The 17,196-nt window shown below is 50.1% G+C and carries 10 protein-coding genes and 2 tRNA genes; 10 read left to right on the forward strand and 2 right to left on the reverse strand.

Annotation, left to right across the window (positions count from 1 at the left end; all coding sequences use genetic code 11):
* Positions 1-56: 56 nt before the first annotated feature.
* On the reverse strand, positions 57-596 hold the full coding sequence (locus tag ACYVJQ_RS02350; RefSeq protein ID WP_460891469.1) for an RNA methyltransferase: 540 nt from the start codon (positions 594-596) through the stop codon (positions 57-59).
* Between the two features lie 280 nt (positions 597-876).
* On the opposite strand from ACYVJQ_RS02350, the gene mutS reads away from it, so the two are divergent.
* From mutS to ACYVJQ_RS02385, 7 genes are all read left to right on the forward strand, one after another.
* Positions 877-3,516 (forward strand): DNA mismatch repair protein MutS, encoded by a 2,640-nt coding sequence (gene mutS / locus ACYVJQ_RS02355; RefSeq protein WP_460891470.1) that lies wholly within the window; start codon positions 877-879, stop codon positions 3,514-3,516.
* Positions 3,517-3,847: 331 nt separating this feature from the next.
* Positions 3,848-3,920 (forward strand) — tRNA-Gly (locus tag ACYVJQ_RS02360).
* Between the two features lie 76 nt (positions 3,921-3,996).
* Positions 3,997-4,080: transfer RNA gene (locus ACYVJQ_RS02365), tRNA-Leu, on the forward strand.
* A gap of 455 nt (positions 4,081-4,535) precedes the next feature.
* Positions 4,536-5,159, forward strand: a complete 624-nt coding sequence (gene hisH, locus ACYVJQ_RS02370) for an imidazole glycerol phosphate synthase subunit HisH (RefSeq protein ID WP_460891471.1) — start codon at positions 4,536-4,538, stop codon at positions 5,157-5,159.
* A 4-nt stretch (positions 5,160-5,163) separates the two neighbouring features.
* Positions 5,164-5,916, forward strand: a complete 753-nt coding sequence (locus tag ACYVJQ_RS02375) for an AglZ/HisF2 family acetamidino modification protein (protein ID WP_460891472.1) — start codon at positions 5,164-5,166, stop codon at positions 5,914-5,916.
* A 2-nt stretch (positions 5,917-5,918) separates the two neighbouring features.
* Positions 5,919-7,031, forward strand: a complete 1,113-nt coding sequence (locus tag ACYVJQ_RS02380; RefSeq protein WP_460891473.1) for an N-acetyl sugar amidotransferase — start codon at positions 5,919-5,921, stop codon at positions 7,029-7,031.
* A 548-nt stretch (positions 7,032-7,579) separates the two neighbouring features.
* Positions 7,580-8,362 carry a sterol desaturase family protein gene (locus ACYVJQ_RS02385; RefSeq protein ID WP_460891474.1) on the forward strand — a complete coding sequence of 261 codons (783 nt, stop codon included), beginning with the start codon at positions 7,580-7,582 and terminating at the stop codon, positions 8,360-8,362.
* Between the two features lie 167 nt (positions 8,363-8,529).
* On the opposite strand, the gene ACYVJQ_RS02390 is transcribed toward ACYVJQ_RS02385, so the two are convergent.
* Positions 8,530-10,071, reverse strand: coding sequence for an alpha-N-arabinofuranosidase (locus ACYVJQ_RS02390; protein WP_460891475.1), 1,542 nt, complete (start codon positions 10,069-10,071; stop codon positions 8,530-8,532).
* A gap of 276 nt (positions 10,072-10,347) precedes the next feature.
* On the opposite strand from ACYVJQ_RS02390, the gene ACYVJQ_RS02395 reads away from it, so the two are divergent.
* The 3 genes from ACYVJQ_RS02395 to ACYVJQ_RS02405 all read left to right on the forward strand — a co-directional run bounded on the left by ACYVJQ_RS02395 (position 10,348) and on the right by ACYVJQ_RS02405 (position 17,093).
* Positions 10,348-12,711, forward strand: a complete 2,364-nt coding sequence (locus tag ACYVJQ_RS02395) for a beta-L-arabinofuranosidase domain-containing protein (RefSeq protein ID WP_460891476.1) — start codon at positions 10,348-10,350, stop codon at positions 12,709-12,711.
* Positions 12,712-12,781: 70 nt separating this feature from the next.
* Positions 12,782-14,764, forward strand: a complete 1,983-nt coding sequence (locus ACYVJQ_RS02400) for an alpha-L-arabinofuranosidase C-terminal domain-containing protein (protein WP_460891477.1) — start codon at positions 12,782-12,784, stop codon at positions 14,762-14,764.
* 331 nt (positions 14,765-15,095) lie between these two features.
* The gene (locus ACYVJQ_RS02405) at positions 15,096-17,093 is read left to right on the forward strand and encodes a glycoside hydrolase family 97 protein (protein WP_460891478.1); all 1,998 of its coding nucleotides are present in this window, start codon (positions 15,096-15,098) and stop codon (positions 17,091-17,093) included.
* Positions 17,094-17,196 lie beyond the last annotated feature (103 nt).

Below are 17,196 nucleotides of genomic sequence, written 5' to 3' on the forward strand. Positions count from 1 at the left end.
AGCCTGAAGCAACCAGGGGCAGGGAAAAAGCCTTTGAAAGGCACCGCCCTTGTAAACTACTCTGCGTGTTTCAAAGACTTGCTCAGCACATCCCAGACCACCACGCCCACGGTTACCGAGATGTTGAGCGAATGCTTGGTACCGAACTGCGGAATCTCCAAGACGCCGTCTGCGGCTTCTATCACCTCTTCCTCCACGCCAAATACCTCATTCCCGAACACAAACGCATACTTACCCTGGGCAGCCGGACTAAAATTTGGCAGCAAGGTGCTGCCTGCAGCCTGCTCTACCGCCCACACCTGGTAGCCTCCCTGCTTAAGGGACTTCACTGCCTCCAGGGTAGAACCTACGTGTTCCCACTCCACCGATTCAGTGGCGCCCAGCGCCGTTTTATGGATTTCCTTGTTGGGGGGCGTGCCCGTGATGCCGCAGAGGTAAATCTTTTCTACGGCAAAGGCATCGGCGGTCCGGAACGCCGAGCCCACGTTGTGCAGGCTGCGCACGTTGTCCAATACCAACACCAACGGATTTTTTTGCTTATTTTTGAAGTCCTCCACTGAATCGCGTTGGAGTTCCTCCATGCTTAACTTTCGCATAAGGGGTGAGTTTTGGCAGAGCCGACTGAAAGGCAAAGGTAACACATAGCGGTGACAGATGCATTTTGGGCCTGTTTTTCTAAAAACGTGCCCAAAACGAGAGCAGCAGAGAAACCTAGGTAGAAAACAGCTAGAGACCTTTTTAAGCCTGATTTTCTAAAAACAGGCTCAAAACGGAAGAGAAGATAGACAGCAAATGGTTGGTGCACTACCAGATTGGAGGAAGAACAACCTTCCAGGTAGCACATCAGCACATTATAAAAATTAGCACATTACCACATTGGCTAAGACAACCACCGCCGAGTTCAGCGTCACGCCGCTGATGAAACAATACAACGCCATCAAAGCCAAGCACCCGGGGGCGCTGCTGCTCTTTAGGGTGGGGGACTTTTACGAGACCTTCGGCGAGGATGCCATCAAGGCCAGCAAGATTCTGGGCATCCTGCTGACTAAGCGCGGCAACGGGTCGGCGTCTGAGACGGCTCTGGCCGGTTTCCCGCACCACTCCCTGGACACGTACCTGCCCAAACTGGTGCGCGCCGGGCAGCGCGTGGCCATCTGCGACCAGCTGGAAGACCCCAAAACGGTGAAAGGCATTGTGAAGCGCGGCGTAACCGAGCTGGTGACCCCCGGCGTGTCTTTCAACGACCAGGTGCTGGAGCAGAAACGCAACAACTATTTGGCGTCCCTGCACTTCGGGAAAGACAACATGGGCATTGCCCTGCTGGACGCCTCCACCGGTGAGTTCATGCTGGCCCAGGGCGATGCCGGATACGCGGCCAAACTGCTACAGAACTTCAGCCCGGCTGAGGTTCTCTTTTGCAAAGGCAAAAAGGAAGCATTTTTTCAGGGCTTCGGTCCCGATTTCTGTCATTACGCCCTGGATGAATGGGTGTACAGCTATGACTTCGCCTGGGAGGCGCTTACCAAACAATTCAACACCAAATCACTCAAAGGATTCGGGGTGGAAGGGCTCACGGAGGGCATTACCGCTGCCGGGGCCATTCTGCATTATTTAGCGGAAACCCAGCACCATGACATGCGCCACATCTCGGCCCTGGGCCGATTGGAGGAGGATAAATACGTGTGGCTGGACCGGTTCACGGTGCGTAACCTGGAACTGATTTACCCGCAGCACCCTGAGGGTGTACCGCTTATTGATATTCTGGACCACACCGTCACGCCCATGGGCGGCCGGTTGTTGCGCAAGTGGCTGGTGCTGCCCCTGAAAGAAGCCGCTCAGATACGGCGGCGGCTAGATACCGTGGAGGCGCTGCAGGCCCGCCCCGAGCTTTCGCAGGATATTCACCATTATCTCAAGCAAATAAGTGACCTGGAGCGCCTCATCTCCAAAGTGGCGGTGCGCCGCGTGAACCCGCGCGAACTGCTGCAACTGGCCCGCGCTCTGGAAGCCACCTTGCCTATTAAAGAACTGCTGGCTGTGAGCGGCGTGCCCGCCCTGCAAAAGCTGGCCGACCAACTACTGCCCTGCGAAGCCATTCGGGACGAGATCCAAACCATTTTGAAGCCCGATGCGCCCATGCTCACGCACCAGGGCAACATGATTCAGGCAGGCATTGACGCCGAGTTGGACGAACTGCGGGCCATTGCCTTCTCGGGCAAAGACTACCTTCTCCAGATTCAGCAGCGTGAGGTGCAGAACACGGGTATTTCCTCATTGAAGATTGCCTATAACAAGGTGTTTGGGTATTACCTGGAGGTAACCCACGCCCACCGCGATAAGGTGCCCAGCTCCTGGATACGCAAACAGACCCTGGTGAACGCTGAGCGCTACATCACCGAGGAGCTCAAAACCTACGAGGAAAAGATTCTGCACGCCGAGGACCGCCTCTTTGTGATTGAACAGCGCATCTTCAACGAGCTGGTGCTGAGCGCCGCCGAAGTGGTGCCCCAGATCCAGCAGAACGCCCGCGCCCTGGCCATTCTGGACTGCCTGGCCAACTTCGCGCGGCTGGCGGCGCAGAACGGCTACGTGAAGCCCGAGGTGGACGAAAGCACCGTGCTTAACATCAAACAAGGACGGCACCCGGTTATTGAGAAGCAACTTCCGCCCGGTGAGCGCTACGTGCCCAATGACATCTTGCTGGACAATGAAGAGCAGCAGGTCATCATTATTACCGGCCCTAACATGGCCGGTAAAAGCGCTCTGTTGCGGCAGACGGCCCTGATTGTGCTCATGGCGCAGATTGGGTCTTTCGTGCCCGCTGAGGCCGCGCAAATTGGCGTGATAGACAAAATCTTTACCCGCGTGGGCGCCTCAGACAACCTGAGTCGGGGCGAGAGTACGTTCATGGTGGAGATGACCGAGACGGCCAGTATCCTCAACAACCTCTCGGACCGTAGCTTGGTGCTCATGGATGAGATTGGCCGCGGCACCAGCACCTATGACGGTATTTCCATTGCCTGGGCCATTGTAGAGCACCTGCACAACGCGCCCAATGGCCGGGCCAAGACCTTGTTTGCCACCCACTACCATGAACTGAACCAACTCACCGAGGATTTCCCGAGGGTGCGTAACTTCAACGTGAGCGTGAAGGAAAGCAACGGCAAGATCCTGTTCATGCGCAAGCTGGTGGAAGGGGGCAGTGCCCATAGCTTCGGGATACAGGTGGCCCAGATGGCGGGCATGCCCAACAGTGTGGTGATACGGGCCAGCGAAATCATGCACCACCTGGAGCAGGAGAAGATTGCCCACCCGCACCAGGACCCGCAGGAGACGCTTAAATCTCTGCCCAAGCAGCCCTACCAATTGAGCATGTTTGAGCTCAACGACCCACAACTGGTACGCATCAAGGAGATGTTTGAGAAGCTGGACATCAACGCCATTACCCCGGTAGAGGCCCTACTCAAGTTGAATGAGCTGAAGATGCTGGTGGATGGCAAGAAAGAGAAAGTTTAATGGGAGTTCTGAGTCTAAAGTTCTGAGTGAGGAGACAAAACCTGTTTTGGGCCTGTTTTATGAAAAACAGGCCCAAAACAGGTTTTGTTTTTATTTGAACTTGGCCATTTTTCTTTAAAACAGGTGAGGCGACCGGAAGTACCGGGCTTTTTTAAGCATCCTTTTTGAAAAACAGCGTTAAAACGCACTGCTCGCTAAATTGCGAAGTAAATTTTTCTCCTTGATTCTCAGAATGATTGCCAGAAGTAAAGAATTTTTTACGCCAGACTCTTGACAAAAAGAATTTTGTGCGTACCTTTGTATCACTAATTCAAACAACGGATTAGCAAACGCGAAAGTAGCTCAGTTGGTAGAGCGCGACCTTGCCAAGGTCGAGGTCGCGGGTTCGAACCCCGTCTTTCGCTCAAAGATAAAAGACGTTGCCTCGGTAACGTCTTTTCTTTATCTGCCTATTTCATTTCTCACCTGAGAGATGAGGTCGCCGGGATGGTGGAACTGGTAGACACGCAAGACTTAAAATCTTGTTTCCATTAGGAAGTGCGGGTTCGATTCCCGCTCCTGGTACTAAATGCAGAAGGCCCTTTGTAGATTCTACAAAGGGCCTTCTGCATTTAGTACCTATAAGGCTTTCCTTGGAGATTATCTTTTGCATTACCCTCGTCTTTATTTTAAGCTATCCTCAATTGTAAATATCAAATTGGAGGTACCAGCGTATTTAACCTGCGGCATCTTTTCCATAATCTTATTAAAAGCATATGGTAGCAAAAAAACAGGATATATAAATATCAATCTAAATTACTCTAGATAACGGCCTTTAGTAAGCTTTACATTTACCTAACAGTAAGAATTAAATTTGAACCTTAACAGGTAATATGTGTGAATTTTTAGTAAAAATATTGTTTATTGTATAGTGAAATTTCAAAACCCTTTAGATTGTTGCTGCCTTATTAGTGGGTCATTTTTGCATAAAACTGTATAAATATCATTTTAATTTACTATTCATTGGTTCTGTCAATACTATGTGTGCTCTGAATATTGGGATAATTGATTATGGAATGGGTAATCTACATAGTATATATAGAAGAGTTTCTCTGCAAAGTGTAAATCCATTTATTGTCCATTCTCCTGTTGATCTCAGAAAAGCAGATAAAATTATTCTCCCCGGGGTTGGGCACTTTGAGAAGGCTGTTAAGAATCTTAAGGTAACAGGGCTTTTTGATGCCCTAAATGAGGCTGTCCTTTTGAAAAAGATTCCTGTTTTAGGCATTTGCCTTGGTATGCAACTATTTGCAAACAAAAGTGAAGAGGGTAATGCAGAAGGGTTCGGCTGGATTAATACCGAAGTAAAACGTTTTAATATCAAGGACAATATAAAATATAAAGTACCCCAGGCAGGGTGGAATACTATTACTAAATATAAGGAAAGCAACTTGTTTAAGAATATAGATGATCATAGTGAGTTTTATTTTTTGCATTCTTTTCATTATGCCACTCTTGATCAAAAGTATATTCTGACCAAAACTAATTATGAGTATGAGTTTATATCATCTTTAGAAAAGGATAATATTTTTGGAACGCAATTTCACCCTGAAAAAAGCCATGACAATGGAAGCCAACTGATAAATAACTTTATAAAACTATAAAGTTATGTTTAGGCCAAGGATAATTGCGGTTCTGCTTCTGAACAATGGTTATTTAGTAAAGTCAAAAAGCTTTAAGAACTACTCCTATATTGGTGATCCCATAAATGCTGTGCGGATTTTTAATGATTTTAAAGCAGATGAATTGGTCTTTCTGGATATTTCAGCCACTAGAAGTAAACGGACTATTCCTTTTGAATTAATTAAAAGCATTGCTGAAGAAGCGGTTATGCCCTTTAGTGTAGGAGGAGGGATAAAAGAACTTTCGCAGATTAAAGACATCCTGTCTGCAGGTGTGGAAAAGGTAGTGATTGGGAACTATGCTGTAGAAAACCCGAACTTTATAAAGCTAGCTTCCAATGAATTTGGCTCTTCTTCTATTTCTGTATGTATGGATGTGAAAAGGACCTTTTTTGGAGGAGAAAAAGTCTGGAGATTAAATGGCACCAAAGTCTCCTCTTTTGAGCCAATAAAATTTGCGCAATTAATGGCAGAATTTGGAGCGGGCGAGATTATAATCCAGTCCATCCTAAAGGATGGACAAATGAAAGGATATGATTTTGACCTTATAAAAAGAGTCTCAGAAAAAGTAACTATCCCAACAGTAGCATTGGGAGGCGCAGGCTCTATGAATGATTTAAAAAGGGCTTATTTAGAAAGTTATGCGGTGGGGCTAGCTGCAGGTAGCCTCTTTGTTTATTATGGCTCAAGTAATGGTGTGCTTATAAACTACCCTGATCGAAAGGATTTTATTTTTTAGTTATGTGCAAGAGAGAGTACCAACAATGCGTGCGGTGTGTTATGGATACTACTGATCCTGAAATTCAGTTCGATAGCAATGGCGTTTGTAATAATTGTACTGAGTTTTTAAAGAAAAGGGAAGAGGTTAAGGCAAATAAAAAGTATGGGTCTGAGCACCTTGCAAAAATAGTAGAGAAGATAAAGAGTAGCGGCAGGCAAAGAAAATATGATGTTCTTTTAGGGATAAGTGGAGGTGTGGATAGTTGTTATGTAGCTTATTTATTAAAACAATTAGGACTTAGAGTCTTGTTACTTCATCTAGATAATGGCTGGAATTCAAATTATGCCACCCAAAATATAAGGAATGCTGCCAGAGTTTTTGGGTTTGACTACCAAAGCTATGTTTTAGACTGGGAAGAATTTAAGGACATACAATTAGCCTTCCTGAAAGCCTCTGTGGTAGAGGCTGAAACTCCAACCGATGTAGCCATTTTAGGAGCCATGCATCGTGTTGCAGCAAAATACAGTATTAAATATATAATTAGCGGAGGCAATTTGAATTTTGAAGGGATTCTTCCCAAGCTTTGGCATTATAATGCCAAAGATACTGTGTATTTTAATCATATTCAGAGGGCCTTTGGCACCAAAAAGGTGCGGAAGTTCCCAAGCTTTGGATTTGAAGAAGAAACGTATTTTAAATTAGTGAAAGGGATAAGGATTATCTACTTTCTCAATTATGTGGATTTTAACAAAGACAGAGCAAAGGAGATTTTAGAGAGAGAGATTGATTGGAAAGATTATGGTGGAAAGCATCATGAATCACATTTTACAAAATTTATTCAGTCATATCTGCTGCCTAGGAAGTTCAATTTAGATTATAGAAAAGCTTCTCTCTCTAGTTTAATTTGTGCTGGGCAGATAACCCGGGAGGAAGCCTTAAGAATATTGAAGCTGCCTCCTTATAAAGAAAATGAAATAGAAAGAGATAAGGAATATATAGCAAAGAAATTAGGAATTGAAATTCAAGAATTAAACAGGATTATTGAATTGCCTGGAAAATACTATTATGAATATCCAAATGATGAAAAAAGACTGACATTTATCTATAATACTTATAAACGACTTTTTAATTAACTATAAAATCCTTTTAGTATCAGACGCACTGTCCAAATTTAAAGCAGATCCCTATTTCTGGTCTCTCCCTAAAGCCTCAAAAAATCTCCACCAAAATTGAAATCTTCAGCCCTCACCCCTGTGTTACTACTTCAGTCTGGCAGCAGGCAAGAACAACGCTGCCAGCAAATACCAATAGCCCCAGCAACCCTATATGACGCAAGAACTTACAAATTCATTTGTAAGGTATTTCTAACCATTAAAGTAGATTACCCATGTAGTGATAGGGTCTGGGACCACTCCATTGACTGGTGATTAATGAATGGGCGCCTCAAGCAGCGAAGGGCGGATTACGATATTTTGGTATGCTTACTATCCTAGAAAGCTTCGTTGATGCCAGTGCGCTTGCGTTTTGTAATACCCTTATTTCTTTTCAATGCGGCGTGTTTGACGAGTTGGAGATTGCTAAAAATGACTGGCCAAATCGTACGTAGAGATTTCTTAGCGGAGGCTCTGGAGAAGAAGAAGGCCTTGTTGGGATGGATATACTATTGTAAATAGCTATACCTATGAATGAGCAGTTCTGGTTATTTTATATAGTGCTGGCCGCCCGCTATGTAGTCATAGCGGGTTTGGCGTTTCTGGTGTTTTACGTTTTCTGGCCTGAGAAATTTGCCGGACGTAAAATTCAGGCACCTTTCCCCAGGCAAAAAGATTATACCCGGGAGGTGGGCTATTCTTTCTTCACGTTTGTGGTGTTTGCGCTTTATGGAATTGTGCTTTCCTCTAGCTTGGTGCGGCCTTATACCCAGATCTATACCGAAATTAGCACCTATGGCTGGGGTTACTTCTGGGCAAGCGTGGTGCTGGCCTTGGTTATTCATGATACTTACTTTTACTGGACCCACCGGCTTATGCACCATCCTAAGCTCTTCAAGGCCTTCCACCGCACGCATCATAAATCAGTGAACCCCTCGCCGTGGGCATCCTTTTCATTTAGTCCCCTGGAAGCCGTGGTAGAAGGTGGCATTATCATGGTCATTGCTGTGCTCATGCCCATTCACCCGCTGGCCATTGTGGCGTTCCTGTTTTTGATGACCGTGTATAATGTGTATGGGCATTTAGGGTATGAAATTTACCCGAAGTGGCTAGTGAACAGCAAGCTGGGCAAGTGGCTGAATACCTCCACCAACCATAACTTGCACCATAAATTCTTCAAAGGAAATTACGGCTTGTACTTCAGGTTCTGGGATGAAGCGCTGGGCACGACCCACGCGAAATATGGGGAGACCCTCCAAAAGATGGTAGGTCAGCAGAACGAGAAATCCATTTCTGAAAAGCAGTTCAGCTAGCAATCTTTATCCTCCAACCCGATAAATAAAACAGCCTCACAAGACTAAATCCTGCGAGGCTGTTTTAGGCCTGTTTTCTGAAAAATGGCCCCAAAACGGGAGTAATCCTTTTAGGGAAGGCTGGTGCAATGTCTTTCCCTTTTGCGACTTCCGCTTTAGCCAAACGCTTACTTCATTTCCAGCACTACCACTGAGAAAGGCGGTAACTCTACACTCAATGAATTGCCTTTCAATTTAGCGCCTTTAAAAGCCACGGGTTTGATCACGTCAGGTTTCTCAAAGGTATTGTGATCCTGCAGCGTTTTGGAGGTGACAATGCGCCCCGATACGTTTTTGTAAGAAGCGCCTTCCACATTGATAGCTACTTGCTGTTTGTTTTTAGGGTCAATGTTCACCAGGGAGATATGCGTAACGCCGTTTTTGTCACGGGAGGCCGAGCCGTTTACCGCCTTCAGTTTCTCTTTACCCAGGGTGTAGTCAGTGCTTTGCACGGTGAAGGGGAGATAGGTGGCATCCTGATGCACGTTGTACATCTCCATCACGTGATAGGTAGGCGTTAAGAGCATTTTCTCCTCATCGGTCAGGATTACGGCCTGTAGCACGTTGATGGCCTGGGCCAGGTTGGCCATGCGCACGCGGTCTGAGTGGTTGTTGAAGGTGTTGAGGGTGGAGCCGGCAATCATGGCATCGCGCATGGTGTTCTGCTGGTACAGGAAGCCGGGATTGGTGCCTGGTTCTACGTCATACCAACCGCCCCATTCGTCAACCACTAGGGCAATTTTTTTGGCGGGGTCATACTTGTCCATGATGGCGCTGTGTTTCTGCACCAGCTCTTCCATGTGCAGGGCGCTCTTCATGGTGGCGAAATACTGCTCCTCAGAGAATTTAACCGATGGGCCTTTCTTGTTCCAGTTGATGACGGCGTAATGGTGCAGGGCCACGCCTTCAATCAGGCTCTTAGGGATGATCTTCATGAGCGTCTCGGTCCAGTTGTAATCACCGCCGTTGGCCCCAGAGGCAATCCGGAACAGTTTGCCGGTGTTACCCCAGTCAGAGACGAAGGTGGCGTATTTGCGGTATTCGTTGGCATAGTACTCGGCGGTCATGTTGCCGCCGCAGCCCCAGGCCTCGTTACCGATTCCCCAGTATTTCACGTTCCAGGGCTTATCCCGTCCGTTTTGCTTGCGCAGTTTAGACATGGGGCTCTCCCCCGCGAAGTTGGTGTACTGTACCCAATCAGCAAGTTCCTGCACGGCACCGCTGCCCATGTTGCCCGCTAGGTAGGGCTCAGTGCCCAGCAGTTCGCACATGTTCAGGAAATCATGCGTGCCGAAGCTGTTATTCTCCGTCACACCGCCCCACCAGGTATTGACAATAGTTGGCCGCTGTTCTTTAGGGCCAATGCCGTCTTTCCAGTGATAGGTATCGGCGAAGCAGCCACCCGGCCAACGCAGGTTAGGGATCTTCAGTTTCTTCAAGGCGTCTACCACGTCGTTCCGGACCCCGGCCGTGTGGGGGATCTTGGTATTGTTTTCCCCCACATAAAACCCGCCATAGATACACCGGCCTAGGTGCTCAGCAAAGTGCCCGTAAATGTGTCTACTAATAATTTGCTCGGCCTTGGCCGGGACAGTAAGGGTGGCGGTAGTTTGGGCGGTGGCCGTGCCTAGGATAAAAAGCAGGAGGAAACCCAGGGTTGTGTGCTTCATGTGTATGACCAGTTTATAAGATGATTTGCTGCCGGAAGGTGATGTCTTTTGAATATTTATGTAGATAGATGGTGATAAATATAAGTGTATTTAATACATTTATAAAACTTATTTTTAGGAAATCAAACGGCTGCAAAAGTATATCCCTAAGGGAAGCTCGAGATTCCGTTTTAAGCCTGTTTTTCTAAAAACGGCCTTAAAACGTAACCGGAGTAGTTTCTGAACTTAGGTAAGCCGCGGCCGGAAGAGGCTTAGATTACATTAGAAGAAGTAGCCATGAGGAGTAAGATTTTATGGTATTTGGTTCTGGTCCTATTGCCAACCTGGGGTGTGGCCCAGCAAGGCCCGGTTCAGGGTTTTCCGCTGTCGCAGGTGCGGCTGCTGGAGAGCCCTTTCCGGCAGGCGCAGCAAACCGACCTGGTCTATATCCTGTCCCTGGACATGGACCGGTTGCTGGCTCCTTACCAGAAAGAGGCTGGCCTTCAGCCGAAGGCCCAGAACTACGGCAACTGGGAAAACACGGGATTAGACGGGCACATAGGCGGGCACTACCTGTCGGCGCTGGCGTTGATGTATGCGGCCACCGGTAACCAGGAACTGCAGCAACGGCTCACGTATATGGTTAACGCCCTGGACGCCTGTCAGCAGAAAAGCGGCAACGGCTATCTGGGCGGTACTCCCGGCGGAAAGCAGATGTGGCAGGATATAAAGGCGGGCAAGATAGATGCCGGCAGTTTCTCCCTAAACAAGAAGTGGGTGCCCTGGTACAATATCCACAAAACCTACTCCGGCCTGCGGGATGCCTATCTGTTTGCCGGCAATGAGAAAGCCAAGCAAATGCTCATCAACCTTTCAGACTGGGCCCTTGACCTGACGGCTAACCTCACCGATGCCCAAATCCAGAATATGCTCCGGAGCGAGCACGGCGGTATGAACGAGGTCTTCGCGGATGTGGCAGAAATTACCGGTGACCCCAAATACCTGGCCCTGGCCAAGCGCTTTTCCCAGACATCGGTCCTGAACCCTTTATTGCAACAGAAAGATGTGTTGAACGGCATGCACGCCAATACCCAGATACCCAAGGTGATTGGTTTCCAACGGGTAGCCGAAGTGGGCGGGGACAAAACCTGGACCAACGCCGCCGATTTCTTCTGGCAGACGGTGGTGAAGAACCGCACGGTCTCCATTGGCGGCAACAGCGTGAGTGAGCACTTCCATCCGGCCTCAGATTTTTCCTCTATGTTGGAAGGGAAGGAGGGCCCCGAGACCTGCAACACCTACAACATGCTCAAGCTCAGCAAGCAGCTGTATCTGTCTAGTCGCGCCACCGAGTACCTGGACTATTATGAGCGTGCCATGTACAACCACATTCTCTCTTCGCAGCACCCCCAGGGCGGGTTTGTGTACTTCACGCCCATGCGGCCCCGGCACTACCGGGTCTATTCCCAGCCCCAGCTGGATTTCTGGTGCTGCGTAGGCTCGGGCCTGGAAAACCATGGCAAGTACGGCGAGTTGCTCTATGCCCATTCCGCTAAAGACTTGTACGTGAACCTGTTTCTGCCTTCTGTTTTAGAATGGAAGGAGAAAGACTTTACCCTCACCCAAACCACCAAATTCCCTTCTGAGGAGTCTTCGGCCTTACGTCTGACGCTCAAAAAAGCCCAGAAATTTACCTTATACATCCGGCACCCAAAGTGGGTAACGCCAGGCCAGTTGCAGGTGACTGTGAATGGCAAAGCGGCAAAAGTTACCCAGGCCGTAAGCGGCTACGTAGGCCTGGACCGGAAGTGGAAAACAGGGGATTTGGTCACAGTGACGCTGCCCATGCAAACCAAGGCCGAATATCTGCCTGACGGCTCTCCCTGGGTTTCCTTCGTGCATGGTCCCCTGGTGCTGGCAGCCGTTACGGACACTACCGGTTTAAAAGGCTTAAGGGCAGATGGGACCCGCATGGGCCACGTGGCCAACGGGCCTTTATATTCCATAGAAGAGGCACCGCTGCTGGTATCCGAAGAGAAAGATCTAGCGGCCGCCCTTAAGCCGGTGCCCGGTAAGCCGTTCACCTTCAGTGCTGCATCTTTACTTCAGCCCGCCCAATACCAAAACCTGGAGTTGGTGCCCTTTTATCAGATCCATGATGCCCGCTATATGGTGTATTTTCCGGTGACCACGCCCCAGGGGCTGGAGGCCAGGAAAGCTGACATCAAAGAAAAGGAAACCGCCAAACTGGCCCTGGAGGCCCAAACCATAGACCAGGTGGCCCCCGGCGAGCAACAACCCGAATCTGACCACGGCTTTGCCGGAGAACAAACCGAGACCGGTGTTTTCAAAGACCGGCACTGGCGGCATGCCCGCGGCTGGTTCAGCTACACGCTCAAGAACAGGGGGCAAGGCCCGCGCCGGCTGCGCCTTACCTATTACGGCAAAGACAGAGACCGCCACTTTACCATTTCCGTCAATGGGCAGGAAATAGAAACCGTGCAGCTGGCGGGTACCGCCGGAGACAAATTCATGGAGGTAGACTATGTCCTTCCGGCCGCGTTGCTGGAGAAAGCCAAAGGCGGGGAACTCAAGGTCATGTTCAAAGCCTTGCCCAATTCCTCCACGGCGGGCATTTATTACGTGCGGCTGTTGCAATGACCCCAAACCAACCGCTCAGGTCCTGGGCTGGCTTTTGCAAACCTGTAGTGGCTGCTTTCTGTAAAACCATATGAAGATTAAAACCTTTTCCTTCGCTTCCTTAGTAGTAGGGTGCATGACCGCCTTTCAAGTTGCGGGGCAAACCCCTGCTTCCACCAAGACCTTTACCGTAAAAACCAACCAGGTGTACGGCGAGATGGCCCCCACCATGTACGGCCTCTTCTTTGAGGATATCAACCTGGGTGCCGATGGTGGTATCTACGCCGAACTGGTCAAGAACCGTTCCTTTGAGTTTGACACGCCCTTAATGGGCTGGCGGGAGCAGAACAAAGGCAAGGGAAGTCTGCTCATTCATAACCAGGGCGGCGTAAATGCAGCCAACCCCCGGTTTCTACGGCTTTCCTCTAAAGGAGAGGCCGGGTACGGGTTGTTGAATGAAGGCTTCAGGGGAATGGGTATCAAGAAAGGAGAGGTTTATCACTTCACGGTTTGGGCCCGTCAGCCCCAGGGTGGTTCCTTGCCTCTGCTGGTGGAGCTGGTGGGCGCCAAAGGCGAGAAACTGGGCGCGGGCACCATCACGCCTGCTGGTACCGAATGGAAAAAATACGAAGCCAACCTGACGGCAACCCAGACTGACCCCAAAGCCCGGCTGCAGCTACTGGCGCAGGGACAGGGAGCGGTAGACCTTGACATGATTTCCCTCTTCCCCCAAAACACCTGGAAACAGCGCCCCAACGGCCTGCGCGCCGACATGGTGCAGTTGCTGGCCGACATGAAACCGGGCTTCCTGCGCTTTCCTGGAGGATGCATTGTGGAAGGCCGTACCCTGGACGAGCGGTTCCAGTGGAAGAAAACCGTGGGTGCCGTGGAAAACCGGGCCACGCTGGTGAACCGCTGGAACACCGAGTTCAAACATAAGCATACGCCAGACTATTTCCAGACTTTTGGCTTAGGTTTCTTTGAGTATTTCCAGCTGGCCGAGGATATTGGCGCAGCCCCGGTGCCTATTCTCAACTGCGGCATGGCCTGCCAATACAATACCGGCGAGGTAGTGCCCCTGGACCAGATGCAACCTTACATCCAGGATGCCCTGGACCTGATTGAGTTCGCCAATGGCCCCGTTACCTCTGAATGGGGGAAACTGCGGGCGCAGATGGGGCACCCTGCCCCTTTCAACCTGAAACACCTGGGCATTGGCAATGAGCAATGGGGACCGCAGTACGTAGAGCGCTACCAGCTATTTGTGAAAGCCCTCAAAGCTAAATACCCCGAGGTGCAGCTTATTACCACTGCAGGCCCTTCGCCGGACGGCCCGGACTTTGACTACCTGAACAAAGCCCTGCGGGGGCTCCAGGCTGAGATCATAGACGAGCATTATTACCGGTCGCCGGAGTGGTTCCAGGAAAACGTGACCCGCTATGATAATTATGACCGCCAGGGACCTAAGATATTTGCCGGGGAATATGCGGCGCAAACAACCGCCATTGCCAGCACGGAAAACAAGAACAACTGGAAAGGGGCTCTCTCTGAGGCGGCCTTTATGACCGGTCTGGAGCGTAACGCCGATGTGGTGACTATGTCTTCCTATGCACCCCTGTTTGCCCACGTAGATGGCTGGCAATGGACCCCAGACCTGATCTGGGTGAACAACCTGCAGGCCTACGGCACGCCCAATTACTACGTGCAGAAACTGTTCTCTACCAACCGGGGCACGCACCTGGTACCCATCCAGCGCAACAACGCCAACGTCACCGGCCAGGACCAGCTCTTTGCCTCGGCCAGCCTTGACAAGACAACCAACGAGGTGATTCTGAAAGTGGTGAATTCCTCAGATAAAGTCCAGGACGGCGAGTTTGTGCTGGAAGGGGTGAAAAAGGCTCAAAGCAAAGGCACGCTCCAAAAACTGAGCAGCCGCAACCTGGACCAGATGAATTCCTTTGAGAGCCCTACGGCCATCAGTCCGGTGCAGCAGCCCATTCAGGTAAAGAACAACCGCGTGAAACTGTCGCTGGAGCCCTATTCCGTGAATGTGATACGGGTAAAGATCTCTTAGAAGAAAAGCCGTTTTGGGCCTGTTTTCAGAAAAACGGGCCCAAAACGGATGCAGATTTCTTGTGTTTGGGTTGATCTGAAGCGCAAGAGCTGGAACAGTACAGAAAGTGGGGGAGGAACCAAAGTGTTGTCGGGGTTCCGTTTCCAGGCTTTTTCGGGGGACTTAGCCTGGAAACACCCCTGCTTTCTTCTCTTTCGCCTGGAAGGCTGCCTTTAGCTTGTCTGGTTTTGACTTTTTTAAAATATGTTCCCTTGGCGGTAGAAAGCGTTTTGAGGCTATTTTTCTGAAAACAGGCCCAAAACGTCTCTCGCCTTATCTAACCTAACCCCGTATGTTCTTGAAATCGAAACGAGTATTTCCCCTGCCAACGTGGTGCCAGTCGCTTCTTGTTTTGCTGCTCATGGGTACTTTAGCGGCGTGTTCCCAAACTACTACTGCCGTGAAAAGCGCCGGCCAAGAGAAAGAGTATTCCCTGGCTAGCCCAGACAAAAGCGTGGTGGTTTCCTTTCGGCTTACCCCAGACCAGCGGGCAGTGTATACGGTGTCGCGCAACGGGGCAAAGGTGCTGCAGGATTCCAAATTGGGCGTAGTGATGGAAGACGCAGACCTGACCAAAGGCCTGACCCTGGCATCTGTTTCTAAAGAAGAAAAGGTAGAGGACCGGTATGAGATTCTGACGGCCAAGCGCAAAAAGAATACCTACCGGGCCAATAAGTGCACCTTCCGGCTGAAGAACGCGCAGGGCCGCCAAATAGAGGTGATTTTCCAGGTGTCTAATGACGGGGTGGCCTTCCGGTATTTCTTCCCAGGCCAGAGTACAGAGAAAAAGAAGATTACCCAGGAAGTGACCTCCTTCAAATTTGCCCAGAACACCAAAGGCTGGCTACAACCCATGTCAGATGCCAAAACCGGCTGGGAGCGCACCAATCCTTCATATGAGGAATTCTACCAGAAAGGCATTGCCGTGGGCACGCCTTCGCCCTTCAAGGCTGGTTGGGTGTACCCGGCCTTGTTTGAGGCCGGAGACAGTTGGGTGTTGATTACGGAGTCTGGCCCGGATGGCGATTATTGCGGGTCACGATTGGCCCAGAATTCCCCGGAAGGCGAATACAGCGTGGCGTTTCCCCAGGAGCAGGAGAAGTTCCCCGGCGGCGTGCTGAACCCCGAGTCTACCTTGCCCTGGTATTCGCCGTGGCGCATTGTGGCCGTGGGCTCGCTTAAAACCATTGCCGAATCTACCTTGGGCACCGACCTGGCCAAGCCCGCTATCAAAATGGACCAGGGCTTTATCAAACCGGGCAAGGCCTCCTGGAGCTGGGCCCTGCTCAAAGATGACTCTACGGTATATGACGTGCAGAAACGGTTCATTGACTACGCCGCCCGCATGAACTGGCAGTACACCCTCATTGACGCCGAATGGGACCGCAAAATAGGCTATGCCAAAATCAAGGAGCTGGCCGACTACGCCAAAACCAAGAACGTGGGGCTGCTGCTGTGGTACAACTCGGCGGGCTCCTGGAACGGCACGCCTTACACCCCCAAAGACAAAATGCTGACCCGCCAGAGCCGGCAGCAGGAGTTTGCGCGCCTGCGCGAAATGGGCATCAAAGGCGTGAAAGTGGATTTCTTTGGCGGCGACGGCCAGAGCGTGATGCAGTATTACATTGATATTCTTAAGGACGCCGCAGAATACGGGATACTGGTGAATTTCCATGGCTGTACCCTGCCCCGCGGGTGGCAACGCACCTACCCCAATCTCATGACCATGGAGTCTATCAAAGGCTTTGAGTTCATCACCTTTGACCAGCGTAACGCCGACGAGGAACCTACCCATGCCACCATGCTTCCGTTTACCCGCAACGTGTTTGACCCCATGGACTTCACGCCCATGAACCTGGACAAGATTCCCAGGATCACCCGAAGAACCACCAAAGGCTTTGAACTGGCCTTGTCAGTGTTGTTCATCTCCGGCATCCAGCATTACGTGGAGATTCCTACAGGTATGGCCAAGGCCCCAGCCTACGTGCAAGATTACCTGAAGAAGGTGCCCAGCGTGTGGGAAGACTCCAAATTCATTGAGGGTTATCCGGGCAAGAGGGTGATTATGGCGCGGCAGGCCGGAGGCAAGTGGTACGTGGCCGGGATCAATGGGGAGAATACTACCCAAAAACTGGACCTGGACCTCTCGTTCCTGAAAGGAAAGAAAGGGACCCTAATCACTGACGGCACTGAAACTAACGGCTGGCAACAGCAATCAATAGAGGTAGGCGCCAACGGCAAGACCGCCGTGGAAATAAAACCGAATGGCGGGTTTGTGCTGGTGTTTTAGAGACTAACAAAACGTAACGTTAGCCCTTGCCCGGGTGGTTCTGTTTTAGGGCTAGTTTGGCCAAAACAGCCACGAAACGAAAGAAAATAACAATGCTCATACT

It is taken from the genome of Rufibacter soli (genome assembly GCF_054781795.1).

Bases quoted from the DNA above. Each gene is read 5' to 3' on its own strand.
- ACYVJQ_RS02350 (WP_460891469.1), bottom strand. From the start codon at position 596: ATGCGAAAGTTAAGCATGGAGGAACTCCAACGCGATTCAGTGGAGGAC.
- hisH (WP_460891471.1), top strand. From the start codon at position 4,536: ATGTGTGCTCTGAATATTGGGATAATTGATTATGGAATGGGTAATCTA.
- ACYVJQ_RS02375 (WP_460891472.1), top strand. From the start codon at position 5,164: ATGTTTAGGCCAAGGATAATTGCGGTTCTGCTTCTGAACAATGGTTAT.
- ACYVJQ_RS02380 (WP_460891473.1), top strand. From the start codon at position 5,919: ATGTGCAAGAGAGAGTACCAACAATGCGTGCGGTGTGTTATGGATACT.
- ACYVJQ_RS02385 (WP_460891474.1), top strand. From the start codon at position 7,580: ATGAATGAGCAGTTCTGGTTATTTTATATAGTGCTGGCCGCCCGCTAT.
- ACYVJQ_RS02390 (WP_460891475.1), bottom strand. From the start codon at position 10,071: ATGAAGCACACAACCCTGGGTTTCCTCCTGCTTTTTATCCTAGGCACG.
- ACYVJQ_RS02395 (WP_460891476.1), top strand. From the start codon at position 10,348: ATGAGGAGTAAGATTTTATGGTATTTGGTTCTGGTCCTATTGCCAACC.
- ACYVJQ_RS02400 (WP_460891477.1), top strand. From the start codon at position 12,782: ATGAAGATTAAAACCTTTTCCTTCGCTTCCTTAGTAGTAGGGTGCATG.
- ACYVJQ_RS02405 (WP_460891478.1), top strand. From the start codon at position 15,096: ATGTTCTTGAAATCGAAACGAGTATTTCCCCTGCCAACGTGGTGCCAG.